Raw genomic sequence first — 14,635 nt, 5'->3', positions numbered from 1 at the left:
GAACAGGAAAACGCTCGTGACATTCTCGACGGATGATTTTGACTTCGTAGCCGCGCACGCTCGCGACGCGATGCTGTTGCAAACGATTGCCGATACGCTGGAGTGGGACGAGCGGACCGGGATGCCGATCGAAGGCGGCGATTATCGAGCAAACCAAGTCAGCACGTTGCGTGGGATGGTGCATCGTCGCCGGACCGATGCGAAATACGGTGAAACGCTTCAGTCGTTATCGGAAAATTTGGGCGACGAGGATCCTGCCGGTGATGTGGCCGCGACTGTTCGCGGGTTGCTGCGGAATTGGAAACGCGACCAACGATTGCCCGAGGAACTGGTCCAGCGGACTTCGCGAGCGACGGTCAAGGGACAACAACGCTGGGACGCCGCACGTCGTGCTGACGATTTTGGAATGTTTCGCGACACGCTCGCCGAGATCATCGATTTGAAACGCGAAGCGGGCCAACGGATTGCCGAAGGAACCGACCGATCGCCCTATGAAGCGTTGCTCGATGAATACGAACCCGATGCTCGTGTCGAACCGCTGAACCAAGTTTTTCAAGATCTGCGTAAGCCGCTGGTGGAATTGATCGAGTCAATTCGCGAAGCGCCGCGGCAACCCAACCGAAGTTTGCTGGAGCGTGATTTTGCCATTGCGGGACAACGCGATCTGAGCCGCTTTGTTGCCGAGCGTGTTGGCTTTGATTTTCAAGCAGGGCGGCTTGATGAAACCTCGCATCCGTTTTGTACAACGCTGGGGCCGCGAGATTGTCGCATCTTGACTCGCTACGATTTGAATTGGTTGCCGGCCGGATTGCTGGGGACGTTGCACGAAGCGGGGCATGGGATGTACGAACAAGGGATGCGGTCGGATTGGTTTGGCTTGCCGCCTGGATCGTATTGCTCGCTTGGGATCCACGAATCACAATCGCGTTTGTGGGAAAACCAGGTTGGACGCAGTCGACCGTTTTGGCAGTGGTTGTTTGATCGGACTCAAAAAACATTTGCTCCTACGTTGGACGACGTATCGCTCGACGATTTTCACTTTGCGATCAACCAAATTCAGCCTTCGTTGATCCGAGTCGAAGCGGACGAGGCGACCTACAACTTGCACATCATCATTCGCTTCGATCTCGAGCAGCAATTGATCGGAGGGACGTTGTCAGTGGATGATCTGCCGGCGGCATGGGATGCACGCTACCAAAGCGATCTGGGGGTCTGTGCACCCTCGCCGGCGGATGGCGTGCTTCAGGATGTCCACTGGAGTGCCGGGCTGATTGGCTATTTCCCCACCTATACGCTTGGGAATTTGGCGAGCGCCCAGTTATTTGACGCGGCGGCTTTGGAGCTGGGCGATTTGGATTCGATGTTTGCCCGCGGAGAGTTTTCGCCGCTGTTGGATTGGCTTCGCAGTCGAATTCACGAGCGAGGTCAATGCGAGTCTGGTGATTCGTTAATATTACGGGCCACCGGTAAATCGTTATCGGCCGATGCGTTGATCCGCTACCTGAATGGAAAACTGCGACCACTTTACGGATTGGATGGCTGATTATTGGTGGATCCAATACGGTTTGGCCGCTGTTTTTCGCATCATGGCGGGTTACAATCAGGCGGTCTTTTTAATTGAACTGGGGTTATTGAATGTTGACGTGCAATTGTCCTCGCTGTGATGAAACGATTGGATTACCTACCGCTGCGGTGCCATCCGACGCGACCGCCCAGTGTCCATGGTGTGGTGAAATCTATCCGGCCAGCGAAATCATCGAGAAGCTGCCTCCGATGGTGGAGCTGATCTCGGCGGACGGACAGCCGCTGTTTTTAGATTCGGCCGAGGGAACGGCAGCTCATTTGGCACCGGTTGCGTCGGCTGCGGGCGGGACCGGATCGTTCGCATCGTCGTTTGCATCCGATGCCCAAGACGATCAATTGAATGAGACTTGGGACGACAATTCGGAACTGACCATCGAAGCGGACGGCGAAAACGGATTCGACTTGGATGGATCGCTCGATGCGGAGCCGGAGCAACCCGAAAACGAGTTCAGTGGCGAAAGCCAAAACGACGAAATGCTGGACTTCCTCTCCAGCAATGATTCGGAGAACGAGTCGGCCGACACCGCAGGCCCGCTGATGCCGATGAAAGTCAAATCGGTCCCAGTGAATACCTACAAACGCAAGAAATCGTCGCCGATCAAAACCTTGATTGGCGTGGCGATGGGCCCGCTGGTGGCACTTCCCTTGGCAGGCGGAATCTTGCTTTGGCTTGGCAAGGCCCCGGATTTAGGATTTTGGCCGTTTGACGGATCGTTTAACAACGGTTCCTCGTCCCGGCTCAGTGCGGCGCCACCGATGGCGATGAACGATCCAATCAACCCGATTGACGACGAACCCGTTGACGACGAAACGCCGCTGACGGGTTCCGAGATGATGGTGCCGGATGCCGAGCCGTCGGATGAACTTGAACGCGCTCAACAAGAACTGGCGAATTTAGGAACCGGCACCGATCCAGCCAATCCAGCCGATTCGGCGGAGGATACGGCGAGCGGATTCGAGATGCCGTCGCTTGGAACCTCGCTGAAACCAGGCAGCGACGATGGCGCAGGCGAGCTTGCCACGGGCGAAGTGGAATATCCCGATGACGCCGCGGCCGGTGAGGATACGCTGTCGCAAGAGATCGCCGCGGACAAGGTGCCGATGGAGATGCCGGCGGTCGAGTTGACCGATGTGGCCGAGAAAATCGAAACGATCTTGGGCGAAGAACCCGTGGAACCGGCGCCGTCGATCACCGGCGAAGCACCACTCGCGGATAACGTGATGGAACAGCCCGCAATCGAAGAACCTGCCGCCGAAAAGCCTGCAGTCGAAGAAATGTCCCAGTCAGACGCGGAAACGGAAATCGCAGCGAGTGAACCCGAACCAGCAGCGGAGGCCGTCGCAGCAACCGAGCCTGCTGACGAACCTGAAACAACCGGGGAACCTGAGCCACCAACCGAATCACCCGAGGTCGCGGCGGCAGTTGGAAAGGCCAACAAACAACTCGCAAGCTTGATGAAGTTCGAAGGCGCCGAAGGCGATCGGCGTCGCTTGTTGGCGAATGCCTACGCCTCGGTTTCCGCGGTTGCGATCCAGCCGCGTGCGGGCGAAAGCGAGATGGTACAGAAGCTGTTGAACGCGCTTTCGCGATCGCCGCTGGTCAATGATTTGGGCAATGCCGCGAATCTGTGGTTGGATTACCCAAAACGGACGAACGAGGGGGTCTTGATGATTGGCACGCCCGCGACAAATGCCTCGGGATCAGTGCTTCGCATTTCCAGTTCGTCTGGTGACGCCCGAGAGGTGCCGGTTTCGGGTGCGTCGCTGCCTGAGACCGATCAGGTTATTGCTTTGGGGCAGATCGTCGACACCAACGATGGACCGACGGTCGAGTTGATCGCGGTTGAGAGCGTTGATCCGTAACGAAGCTTGCCTTATTGGGTGGCGGACAGCGTTCCGGTGACGATGCACGAGGCCGATTTGTCACCAGGCAGATCGGTTACGATGCGGATCTTTTGTGCGATATCGCCCGCAGTGCCGTTGCCTTCGAATCGCACTTTGACAAATTGCACTTTCTTGCGGCCCACCGGAATCTCGAACTCGAAACGTTGATCGCTGCAAACGATGTCCTTGATCTCAAACGGCTCGTCGCCTTTGACGATCAAACGTTTTTCGATCACCGCGTCGGCTGGCTTGCTGCCTAGATTGACTGCGGCGGGCGACACACTGATTGCCGAGCGGACTCGGCCCGAGATGTCCATCTCGGTGGTGGGGAACGCACGATCGTTGCTGATCAACGTCAATCGCTCGTGGATCTCGCCTTCTTCCATCGAGTCCTTCATCGTGACTCGCATGCGGTAGCGAACGATGCCGGGTGACAATTCCGGGGCACTCAGTCGGACTTGCAAACTTTCACAGTGGCTTCGCACATCGTTGATTCGCCAATTCGAGTTGCCGGTGTGAGTGATCACGATTTCGCGTTCCGGGGCGTCGCCGGAGGCAAATTCGCCAAAGGCCACTTCAGGAGGATCAAAGGTGATGTCGGTGCGAATGAATCCGCTGACTTTGAGCTGCGTTTCCGCGTAGAACGGTTTGTCAAACACGACAGTGATCGTCGCGGACTTTTGACCGATAAACGAACTGGTGTTGAACGTCGCGACCACCGCTCCGGTTTCGTGCGTCTTCAGCGTGTCTTTGGTGATCGACGGGCTGGTGCAGCCACAGCTCGATCGGACAGCGGCGATGTGGACGTCTTCTTCGTATTTGTTGGTCAGCTCGAAGTGGAACTCACATTTGGTTCCGCGACCGACCGTGCGAAAGTCATGACTGGTCTCGGCAAACATCTTGTCAGCCCAATTCTCTGCATGGACCTTTGTAGTCGAGAACAACGAGAGAACGACGATACTGGCGAGCAAAATGGAGTAACGCACCATGACATCCAGGCTACTTGAAAGCGGGAAATGGAAACACGGGAATGGGGGCAACGCGACTCAGTGGAATCCGCCGATCCAGGTGCATCGCCTCAGTTGTCCGACATCGCAGCTGGCATCGTCGGAACCGCACTAAACCCTTTATCGGGAATAAACCGCCCCTGAACCTTAGAAAGAATGGCTACTTCGGCAAAGAAGGTCCATCTTTCTCGATAGAAATCTCTGTCGCTAGCAAATCAAAGTCGCGAAATACTTCGGCTAGCCGCTCCATCGGCAACCCAACGACATTGGTTTCGCTGCCGCCGTCGAGGACTTCCAACCAATCGTTGCCGTCTTGGAAACCGAACGCACCCGCCTTGCCTTCCCAAAGCATCGATTCTAGGTACTCGGCGAGCATCGGCTCGCTGAGCGGCTGCATTTGCAGTTCGGTGCGGACGACTTCGACGACACAGCGATTTCGGCTGACCGACCAGACACAGAAGCCCGAGTAGACGTCGTGACGGCGACCGCTCAGTTGTCGCAGCATCGCTTCGGCATGCTCGATATCATGAGGTTTTCCCAAAATTTGGCCGTAGCACGACGCGACTGTGTCGGCAGCCAAAATCAATCCGGCATCCCGTTTTGATGCCACGTCGGCCGCCTTGCGATAGGCATAGCGTGCCACCAATTCCGGAGCGGTTTCACGGCTGCACATCCCGCATTCCGCTTCGTCGCTGGCGGGTTCTACGGTGAAATGGTATCCGGCCGCCTTCAGCAGTTGGCTGCGGCGAGGCGAACCGCTTGCCAAAATCAGTGGCTCGTCGGTCGGCAAATCGGCACGCGGCAAACCACTCATCAGAGGCAGATTGTCAGTGAATTTCATCCGTTCCTACTGCTAGTTGGGAGAATAAGTGCAAAAACATGGCTGCTTCTATGGTTTTACGGGTTCGTCAGCGGATTGGGAAGCAAGCGACGCTTTTCTCTTGACGGTTCCGCGAGTGACTTTGTAGTGTCCGCCAAGCCGTCCAGGCCCATTGCACTCAAAAAGTCTCGATTTCTACGTCGAAGTTGAATTTGACGCCGTACAAAAAGCGATCCGCTTGAACACCATGAACCGCCGACAGTTCTGCTCTCTGATTGCCGCTGGCTCGCTAGCGTCGTCGGTTGCTGGCTGCGCGACATGGATCGATCGTTCGGCCACGGACGCCGTGCTAAGTGCAAACCACAGCAATCCGTTGGCTCGGGTCAAACCGAGTTCTCAGGCGATCTTGTTGTCGGTCGGTTTCCATCCGATTCAGCCCGACGCGGCGAACCAGGATCGGGTTGCATCGATGTGGCAGTGGGTCGATGAAATGGTGATCGAACCAGCTCGCCGTAGTGAGCTTGCGGAAAATGGGATTCGGGTCGGCAAGGTCATTCGTCCTGACCAATTTCGCCAACGGCTGGCCGAGATGGCGGGACCGCGCGATGTCGTCGACGTCTTCTTGGGCGAAGCCGATGTGGCGAGCGAAGTCTCCGTCGGCTCGCGACAGATTCCGATGCGATTGGCAAAGCGATACGAATTGCCACTTCGTCAACCTCGCAGTGGGACTCACACGACGCTGCTTCGCAATCAAGGACAAACCGTAGGTCGAACGCTGCAAGACCCGCAGTACGTGTTGGCCATCACGCCAACACAGTCCAAGACCGCCTCGCAGATTCACCTGCAGTGTCGTCCCGAGATTCAACACGGTGTGATGCGTCAAAAATGGATCAGCAGCGATTCGGCGATGCGAATCGACAGTCGCCGTGACGCATGGTCGCTGCCGTGGCTCGATATCGATCTCGAAGGCGGCAAGGACGATCTGTTCGTGATCGCGGCAAGTCAACCGGCGTTTGGGCTCGGCAAAGAGATGATGTCAGGTGTCTCGGCCGACTACGTCGAAGAACAAGTTGTGGTGCTGATCCAGATCGACCGGTTGTCCGAGTCAAAGCTGTAGTCGCCCCACTCGGCTGGCGACACGACGTCTAGTGACGATATTTTATTGACGATATTGAGGCTCGGGCAACTCGTCAGGGCGACGGATCACCTCGGCTTCAATGATGCGATCGGGCGGGTAGACGACCTGGCCTTTCTTCTTTTCTTTGTGCGGATCGACTCGTCGAAGTTCGGTGAACAAATCCATGCCTTCGATCACGCGTCCAAACACCGTTTGTTCTTTGCTGACGGTGGGAACCGGAGTAAAGAAGATGGCAAATTGGCTACTTCCGCTATCGGGAACAAATTCGCCGGTATCCCCTTTGGGCAGTTTGGCCATCGCCAAAGAACCGCGGAACGCATTGCGAGCTCCTTCACGCTGATGTTCGTCGACGATGAATTGGCCGCTATTACCGGATCCTGTGCCTGTTTCGTCACCGGTCAGTGCCAACAGATCGTCAATCACTTGATAGAAATCCAGCCCGTCGTAGAAGCCCTGTTCGACCAATTTGATGAAGTGGGCGACCGTCGACGGCGCTTGGTCCAAAAACAGTTCAATGACGATATCGCCATGCGTTGTGGTTAGTTTGACGCGAGGAAGTTCTTTCTCGGCATCCTGTTCTCGGCGTTTCTGCTCTTCGGCCCATTGCTCTTTCATCGTTTCCATCTGGTAGCTGAAACGCTTGTCCAAGTCGCCGTAGTCTTCGGGTTTGAGGTACTCGTAGATTTTCTCGGCCGTTTCAAATTCGCCTGCACAAACCGAAGACCGAGCGGCGGTTTGAAATAGGAACACTTGGTTAAAGCCCAAGTCGATCAATAACGCACTGGCACGCATGGTCGACAACGAGTAATTCGAATTTTTAAAGCGATGTTCTAGCATCGTTAACAAGTACTGCGCGGCTTCTTGGTCGGGCGCCAACAACAAGTACTCGTACGCAGCGTCGAAGACTTCGTCAAACAAGGCATAACTCTGTTCGCGGAGTTCGCGGTATCGATCAAGTGCCTCAGGCGTTTGGTCCTCGCCGTTCATGTACAGCGTGTGAACCGTTCGCATTTCGATCAACACATCGACAAGCTTCTCTTTGGCCTGGACGTAGGTGTCTTTGGCTTGTTTGCCCTCTTCGTTCAATTCGAACGGCTTGCCGTCCGGTCCTTTGCCGAGCAGATTCGCCGGCTCTCGCGTTGCCCCCTTGGGCTTTGCCGAATCGTCATGGTGAGAATGGGGCTCCCCAGCGTGTGCATCGGCCGCGTGTGAATCATCCTGGCTGGTTGATGCAGCAGTGGAGTCCTGGGTGGCGGTGGTTTCCTGGGCAAACGACCGTGTCACAACGGGGGCCGGCAGCGAAAGTCCCGCAACCAATCCGAGGGTCGAGAGGGTGAACAAAAAGACGCGATCGATCATCAAAGACTCAAAATGGCTCAAAAACAAACGGGAAATCCACTGCACGAGTAGCTACGCAGCGATCCCCGGAATGGATCGAGAAAAACAGCCGATTTTTAGTTGCCCGCCTGCCTCTTGGACTACGGAGTGTCGACTACGGCGGTGAATCGATAGGTGAACGCACCCAATAAGTCGCCTGCATTCCCGGGGTGGCAAGCCAAACAGTCGTTCGTAGCCAATATCGCGCCCACCATTCGCAATGTGTGGCCGCTTCGCTCGGTCTGCAACTTTGCACCCATACGTAATTGATTGATCGCGTTGGTTTCAAAATCATTGAGTGGACGTGTTTTCAGTACTCCTGTTGCGATTGTGTTCATCGAGGGCAGCTCTTTTTCGACATACGCGACGGGTTCATCAAATCGATGAAGACTGACAAGTTCGATGAAATCTAATGTCCAGATTTTAGGGGACTGGGCGGCAATTTGATGCGACGAGATTTGTTGTAACTCATGATCAGCCAACGCAATTTCTGTTTGGCGGAGGGCAAAGTCCCCTGACGGTGTGTGTGGCACATCAGCGATGAAGGCCGAACTGACGGTTTGGTCGTCACCTCGCTTTTCTTCGGATACACGCGTCCCCAGAGTGCCCCACAATCCATAGGGGCTGGTTTCGAGCAAGCCCGTCTCATTGCTTGGAGGCGTTTGAGCGATAGCATCGTTTATAAAGCGAACAGCTCTTTCATCCATCAACACATGTGAACCACCACGATGACGCCCGTTGCCCGGCGCTTTACTGAAGCCGTCCTCATTCTGGACATGCAATTCGTAGGGAGATAACTCCTGCACCGGAACAATCGTTCCAGGCTCTGGCGTCGATTCTTGGTTAGGGATCTCAATTTCGTTCAGAGCCGGCGGTAACCGAGCGGAATCAATACCTCGCACGCTGTTGCTAAGTTGCAGTCCGTCAGTGATCGGGGGATACGAAAGTCGGAAAATCGCAATTGCTAATAGTGACATGACTAGAAGCGTTATGAACGATCGCATCACAATACCTTGGGTTTGACCACGACGAAGCCTCTATTCTACATCGCTGGCTGCGGAACGTTGCTGGGCGCGGCGAGCGTTTCAAGGAACGCCAAAACCGCTCGGCGATCGGCCAGCGGTAGTTTCAGGAAGCGATCGCGTGTCGCAGAGGCTTCCCCCTCATGCACGGCGATCGCTTCTAGCAGCGTTTCCGCTCGCCCGTCATGCATGTAGGGAGCCGAGTCACGCACACCCCACAGCGGTGGTGTTCTCCATTCCTGATTGAAGTTTGTCGGCTCGAAAATAAGTCGAACGTACTTGGTTTCTTTGACCAGGACCTGTCTTGTTTCGCCCTCACCGGGCGACGATTCCTCGTCGTCGGATTCCAATTCGATGTACCGTTCTCGGGATGACACGTCCACAATTTTCATCCGTTCGGTTGGCTGGTACGGCGGCACGAACAGATACTGCTTATTCGTTGCCGCTCTGTTGAAGATCGGAGTGGTCGCTCCGTAGTACCCAGGCTCACCCGGCCGTGGTGGTCTGGCCACGGTCGATTCATACCGAGTCAGCGGGATCACGCGAGCAATCTTGGGCTCGGCGTGATTCGGATCCAAGGATTCGTATCCCATGTCATGCAAAAGCAAATCGCTATAGATTCCTTTGGCAGGGCCGAGATCTTGAAGATGACAGTGGATGCACCCGACCGAAGCGAACACCTGTTCGCCTCGCTCGATCTGCTGCGCATGCCGCAAATTTTTGGGCGGTATCCGTGTGGGGGCTGGAAGTGCAGCAATGAAGTCCCGCATCGCCATGATCTGATTGTCGGAAACGTCAATCCCAGGGTTGTTGTAGCCTGGAGTCATTGGGTCACTCGGTTGCGATTGACGTCGCGTTTTCAGTCCGACTTCGTTTGCGCAAGCCATATCAATAAACTCGACCAAGGACCCCACGTTGGCCCGCCTACCGAACTTGCCAAATCGTCCATCGCTGAGCGTCGAAGGTCGCCCGCTGATTTCGGGATGTCGCTCTTGTATTTTGGCCTGAATCGCCATGTCGCGATTGCTGACCTGATCGATCAAACCGGCTCCGAATAACGAGGTGGTGTTTCGCTGGAACAATCGAGCATCGAGCGTGATGTTCGCATCGCCATGTTGCCAATTCATCTTGATCGGGGTGGCTGAGACGTAACGAACCTCTGCAGAATTCGTGGGGCCGCCGGATTGACTGAATTCGACCGGGACTTGTGACAGCAGCGTCTTGCGTTTGACCGCGTAGGCGTCCGAACCGCCCCGATGCGGAAGCGGCAAGGTGTTGTTGATGGTGCCATCGCTTTGAATAAAACCTGGATGCACCGATCGAACAATATCAAGCAGTTCACGATTGTCGAGCGGTTTGTTTTGCGAATGGATTCGCTCGATGGCAAGTGTCAATGCGTTGACCGAAGCATCGCCAGCACCGCCCACGCCTCCCTGGAAATGGCATCGCACACACGACGTGCTATTAAAGAGTGGCCCAAGTCCATCATTGCCCGTGATCGGGTTTCGCGGCGACCAATCTTGCTCGAACAGATCACGCCCCTGCGTGACCGAGTCGGGCTGGACCGCTTGGCAATGGAACACGCCCAGCGTGGCCAATGTAAGGATGCTAGAGAGCATCGTGATCCCGTTTCGATACAAGCGTTTCATTTTTCTTGATCCGGTTGAAGGTTGGCGAGGGAACTTGGTTTGGATCGTTGCAAGACGGATGCGAATCGCCCTGGTGAATCCGTGAGATGAACGACAAGCGGTGTCGGCTTTTGTGCGTCAACAAAGATGTAACGAGCGATGCTAGGGCGTTGGATGTCAATCGCAGGCCATTGTTGCGCCCGGCTCAGCAAGGCAAGTTGTTGCAGATCGACTTCGCGATTAGGGAACTTGGCGACCAGTGCCGCAACACGATCCCATGCTTTTGCAACGCGGCTTTGCTTGCCTTCGTTCTTGCCATCACCCTCTTCTTGAATCGGGGCCATTGCACTGGCGATCGGGGATTGAAGCAGCAGCACAAAGACGCCTTCCTTTTTGGCTGTCGTATGATCGCTTTGGGAGGCCGCCCAATCGATCACTTCAGCGGCGTCGGCGTCGGCGTTGACCAGGGGATGGCCCCAAATCGGCTGGATCAGTTTGCGATAGTGTTGCCGGAAATCCGCATTGGCGACCAAGGGCATGATCGAATCGCACCAAGGTTGCCGTGTGCAGACGTGCTGTTCCAGCAGTCCAAGTCGCGTCGCGTCTTCGGGATCCGACAACCCAAATCGCAATTGCGATTCGGCCAAGTACGACTGTTCCAATAGCGGCACGACACGGGCGATGCGATCCGCCGCTGCCTCGTCCGCCGGATTGTTTTCGATCTCGGTCACCGCCTGGACCATCCACTGCTGCCAACGACGCCCCACGCGGTCGGCACTTCGCTCGGCCAATTCACGGATCAATTGTTTGGGGGCTTCTTGGTGGATGCCCGCCAACGTTTGCACTTCTTCGGCGTCTTCAATCAACGTGACGAGTTCGTCGGTGTCAGGAATGCCGACACAAAACGAAAGCAACCGGTAGTCTCGATTGCAAATCGCGACGATTGCCCGCGCCGGAACGTTTCGCGATTCGCCTGCGGTCAAAACGGAGGGGATGCCGGCGGGCAGAAATTGAGTCGTGACTCGCTCTGCGAACCCCATTCGCTGCTGAGCGAGTTCCGCGATAGGTTCCTCTATCAACTCTCCGGCCCATCCGCCTGCATCCACATCGAACGGATCATCGTTGGTGACCAGTATCAAAATCAGCGATTTGTCGGCAGCGGATTCCGATCGAGTTTGGAAAGGTTTCTCCCAGAGGATCGTCGACGAAGGGACCTCTGCCGAAGCGGCCACAGCGATGAGGCTGAGTATCGTCATCAGCAGCAGTTTTCGCATGGATGCACCAGGGGTGTGGGCGGCTGAAACGTTTCGGCGATTCCGCTCAACCGATCAGTCTAGAGCGTGCCGAGTTCGCCCGTCAAGCAAAAGGTTTAATCGGAGCATCGGTTTTCGTGTTTTTGTCACTGCGAAGCCACGGGTCACTCGTTTTCATCACTCGTCAAGAGTTTTGTCGAGCGATTCCCATGAAACCGGGCCGCTCGCGGCACGAACAATACTAAAGCTGCTAAGAACTTGTTTTGCCCGTCTGCATCGCGGTTTCGATCTTTTCCAGCAGATCGCCGATCTGCTCGTGAGTTTTCTCGGTTGTCGACACGACCAATACACTTTCAATGGCCACGATCGTACTGGGGCCGCCAAGGACTTCCCAGGTATCCGGAGTAATCGTGGATGTCACGGCGCGGATGACTTTTGGGGTCTTGCCTTTTAGCGAATCCGCTAATGCATAGACTTTTGTCACTAAATTATTTTCTGCACACTCCGGTGTCGTGATTTGAATGAGTTCATCTTTGATCATGTAGGTTAGATCCAGTGGTCTCAGCGAAATCTTTAGTACCGTTCGCAGGCTGACGTTTTGAAGCGAAACGTGAATGTGTTGTTGGGGCGACAATCCAATCTCTTCGATTGCCCGAGTATCGAGCACCATCGGCGTGTTGGTTTTTTCAGACAGCAGGTGTAGAAATTCGCTGAGAGGCACTTCGTCGACGTGGATTGATGTCTGTTCCGATAACTTGCGGCGAAGTTGTTGCTCTATCGGATCCTGCCCGATGGTCATCGAGGGCGGCGTGTCTGGCGTGGCGGCAGGTTTCGCTTCGCTACCAAAGGGGTCTTGTTGAGCCTGCGCCCGCTGCGTTGGCATCAATCCCAGTGGGATTAGAAGCGTGAGGAGCGACATCACGAAACTTCGTGAGCGTCCGCTGTAATGTCCGAAGTGACGGCGAGCAGGTGGCAGCGATGAGACTTGCATGCGATTGGGTCCGTTCGAGTGAATGGCGAGAGAAGATGAGGGGCCGCGATGACGGGATTGGCTGTCCAGCGGGGTGACCGCTAGTCGCCGTCATGATCGCGCACGCAATCGCGGCGGTCAAGCAAAATCAGTGGCATCGCTTCGTTACAGAACAAGATCTCTGTCAAGGATTCTCGATCCGAACAGCCAACCGGCGGTTGGGGCTTTCACGGAGTCGAGAGCCGGGGCCCGTGGCGTAATCGATGACCGTGTGGCGTGGGCAAAGCGGTGGTCGCGGTCCGAGGTTTTCCCACTCCACCTGCGGTGCCGACAACGATCCGCTGAAAACCGTGTGGTGCCAAGCGAGGACCAATTCAAAAAATCTATGAAAAATTGGTGCTAAGTGGGGTTGCAGAAAACCGATAAAAACACGACAACCTTCGAACCTTCAAGTGACGGGCGATGTCTCGTTTCTTGTTCAAGGAATCCGGCTGCAGAAAGCGTGGTTTTATCGCTCTTTCGCTGCACCGGGGCGTAGCTCAGCCTGGCAGAGCGCCTGGTTTGGGACCAGGAGGTCGCATGTTCGAATCATGTCGCCCCGATCAATCAAAATCCCGTGTTTTGCCTGGCAAAACACGGGATTTTTTTTTCGTCTTGCTCGTCGCCGCCGGCGATTCCTCGCCCCGTTTTATGGGGCACCTGCGATTGCAAATTCGCTAGCCAATTCGCGAGTCGAGTGGATTGGTCGTCATGGCCATTGTCGGCCGCCCGCTGCGATCCTCACCCGCCGTCGCTTCGGGGTGTCGTGAGCATTTTGACTTGCCGGGTGGAGACTTTCACCAGCTGTGATGACGTTTTTTTCGTCCGAGAGTCGCTCGGACGCCGCTTTTGGCATGCGTCATGCTCGTGAGCGGAGTCATGAAGCCGTTTAAAATCCAGAGAGTGCACCAGCCGCTTTTTCGTCTCGTTCGTTTCTTTTGGGGCCGCGAGCCGATACTTTTGCTGGGATTTTTGTTGGTCGCACTCGGTACTTGGGGGTTCATTGAACTCGCCGACGAGGTCATCGAAGGGGGGACCCATACGTTCGATCGCTGGGCCGTCCGCAGTCTGCGTGCTGCCGATGACCCTTCGCGGCCGCTGGGGCCTGCGTGGATGGCCGAGGTCGGGCGTGACGTGACGGCTCTGGGTGGCGTGACGGTTCTGTTGTTGGCGATTGCATCCACGGCCGGCTTCCTTGCGATCAACCGTGTTTATCGCACGATGGGATTCCTGCTGGTTTCGACGATCGGTGGCATTGGTGCCAGTCTGCTGATGAAGCATTTCTTCGCCCGTCCTCGCCCCGATTTGGTTCCTCATTTGTCGTTGGTCTATACCAGCAGTTTTCCGAGCGGACATTCGATGATGGCAGCAGTTGTCTATCTGACGCTTGCTGTGTTAGTGGTCCCGGTGCTGCGTCACTTTTGGGTGCGGTTCTATGTCATTGCAGTGGCGATCGCCGTGACTGTGCTGGTGGGACTTAGTCGAGTCTATATGGGGGTGCATTACCCGACCGACGTGCTGGCGGGTTGGGTAGCCGGATTGGTGTGGGCGTTGTCGTGTTGGTTGATTTCACGTTCGTTAAAACTTCGTGAAACGCACCTCGCTAAATCGGACGTGCTGGCGCCTCCAAAAGGGTGATGGTCCCGCGAGTCGCCCAGTGCCATCTGCTTTCGCACTAACCGGTGGTTTGGTAGCGGAGCTGCGCGATCCGTCCGGGAATTTTCGAACGATTTGCTCGCTGCAACCGAGCGGTTCGCGCGCCTCATCGCTAACCAAGTTGGCGGCAAGTTTGACGAACCGAGGGCAACATGGACGGCGGACGAGCATCTGCCAACGGCGTGCTATGCCAGCGATCACATCTGGATGCTTCGGAGGGGCGTGATGTATCATTTGCCGGGACGTTGGCTGGACGA

13 protein-coding genes and 1 tRNA gene are annotated in these 14,635 nt (G+C 55.8%); 7 read left to right on the top strand and 7 right to left on the bottom strand.

Annotated elements, in window-relative coordinates:
* The first annotated feature begins 16 nt into the window (after positions 1–16).
* The 3 genes from ABEA92_RS05795 to ABEA92_RS05785 are packed head-to-tail and all read left to right on the top strand — an operon-like array spanning position 17 to position 3,447.
* Positions 17–1,543, top strand: coding sequence for a gluzincin family metallopeptidase (locus ABEA92_RS05795; protein WP_345682857.1), 1,527 nt, complete (start codon positions 17–19; stop codon positions 1,541–1,543).
* A complete protein-coding gene (locus tag ABEA92_RS05790; protein WP_345682856.1) occupies positions 1,536–1,664 on the top strand; it encodes a hypothetical protein in 129 nt (42 codons plus the stop codon). Before ABEA92_RS05795 ends, ABEA92_RS05790 begins: the two co-directional genes overlap by 8 nt.
* Positions 1,636–3,447: a hypothetical protein gene (locus ABEA92_RS05785; protein WP_345682855.1), complete on the top strand. Its 1,812-nt coding sequence runs from the start codon at positions 1,636–1,638 to the stop codon at positions 3,445–3,447. The genes ABEA92_RS05790 and ABEA92_RS05785 overlap by 29 nt, the downstream gene beginning before the upstream one ends.
* Before the next feature lie 11 nt (positions 3,448–3,458).
* Here the strand turns inward: ABEA92_RS05785 and ABEA92_RS05780 are convergent, their stop codons facing one another.
* Positions 3,459–4,457, bottom strand: a complete 999-nt coding sequence (locus ABEA92_RS05780; protein WP_345682854.1) for a DUF1573 domain-containing protein — start codon at positions 4,455–4,457, stop codon at positions 3,459–3,461.
* On the opposite strand from ABEA92_RS05780, the gene ABEA92_RS05775 reads away from it, so the two are divergent.
* Positions 4,456–4,590 (top strand): hypothetical protein, encoded by a 135-nt coding sequence (locus tag ABEA92_RS05775; protein ID WP_345682853.1) that lies wholly within the window; start codon positions 4,456–4,458, stop codon positions 4,588–4,590. The two genes, ABEA92_RS05780 and ABEA92_RS05775, sit on opposite strands and share 2 nt — an antisense overlap.
* A 45-nt stretch (positions 4,591–4,635) precedes the next feature.
* Here the strand turns inward: ABEA92_RS05775 and ABEA92_RS05770 are convergent, their stop codons facing one another.
* Positions 4,636–5,289, bottom strand: coding sequence for a Maf family protein (locus tag ABEA92_RS05770; protein ID WP_345683199.1), 654 nt, complete (start codon positions 5,287–5,289; stop codon positions 4,636–4,638).
* A 253-nt stretch (positions 5,290–5,542) separates the two neighbouring features.
* Here ABEA92_RS05770 and ABEA92_RS05765 point away from each other — a divergent pair, with 253 nt between their 5' ends.
* Complete coding sequence (locus ABEA92_RS05765) at positions 5,543–6,412, top strand: hypothetical protein (RefSeq protein ID WP_345682852.1); 870 nt, start codon at positions 5,543–5,545, stop codon at positions 6,410–6,412.
* Between the two features lie 42 nt (positions 6,413–6,454).
* Here ABEA92_RS05765 and ABEA92_RS05760 read toward each other — a convergent pair whose 3' ends face one another.
* The 5 genes from ABEA92_RS05760 to ABEA92_RS05740 all read right to left on the bottom strand — a co-directional run bounded on the left by ABEA92_RS05760 (position 6,455) and on the right by ABEA92_RS05740 (position 12,632).
* The gene (locus ABEA92_RS05760; protein ID WP_345682851.1) at positions 6,455–7,792 is read right to left on the bottom strand and encodes a peptidylprolyl isomerase; all 1,338 of its coding nucleotides are present in this window, start codon (positions 7,790–7,792) and stop codon (positions 6,455–6,457) included.
* 119 nt (positions 7,793–7,911) lie between these two features.
* The gene (locus ABEA92_RS05755; protein WP_345682850.1) at positions 7,912–8,787 is read right to left on the bottom strand and encodes a hypothetical protein; all 876 of its coding nucleotides are present in this window, start codon (positions 8,785–8,787) and stop codon (positions 7,912–7,914) included.
* A gap of 65 nt (positions 8,788–8,852) precedes the next feature.
* Positions 8,853–10,481 (bottom strand): di-heme oxidoredictase family protein, encoded by a 1,629-nt coding sequence (locus tag ABEA92_RS05750; RefSeq protein ID WP_345682849.1) that lies wholly within the window; start codon positions 10,479–10,481, stop codon positions 8,853–8,855.
* On the bottom strand, positions 10,478–11,734 hold the full coding sequence (locus ABEA92_RS05745; protein WP_345682848.1) for a hypothetical protein: 1,257 nt from the start codon (positions 11,732–11,734) through the stop codon (positions 10,478–10,480). The genes ABEA92_RS05750 and ABEA92_RS05745 overlap by 4 nt, the downstream gene beginning before the upstream one ends.
* Positions 11,735–11,963: 229 nt before the next feature.
* On the bottom strand, positions 11,964–12,632 hold the full coding sequence (locus ABEA92_RS05740; protein ID WP_345682847.1) for a hypothetical protein: 669 nt from the start codon (positions 12,630–12,632) through the stop codon (positions 11,964–11,966).
* A 579-nt stretch (positions 12,633–13,211) separates the two neighbouring features.
* Between ABEA92_RS05740 and ABEA92_RS05735 the strand changes: the two genes are divergently transcribed.
* Positions 13,212–13,285: transfer RNA gene (locus ABEA92_RS05735), tRNA-Pro, on the top strand.
* 316 nt (positions 13,286–13,601) lie between these two features.
* Positions 13,602–14,360 (top strand): phosphatase PAP2 family protein, encoded by a 759-nt coding sequence (locus tag ABEA92_RS05730; RefSeq protein ID WP_345682846.1) that lies wholly within the window; start codon positions 13,602–13,604, stop codon positions 14,358–14,360.
* The last annotated feature ends 275 nt before the right edge of the window (positions 14,361–14,635 follow it).

Origin of the sequence: Novipirellula caenicola, assembly GCF_039545035.1 — a bacterium.
Classification (GTDB): Bacteria; Planctomycetota; Planctomycetia; order Pirellulales; family Pirellulaceae; genus Novipirellula; species Novipirellula caenicola.
This window is presented reverse-complemented; position numbering and strand designations above follow the sequence as displayed.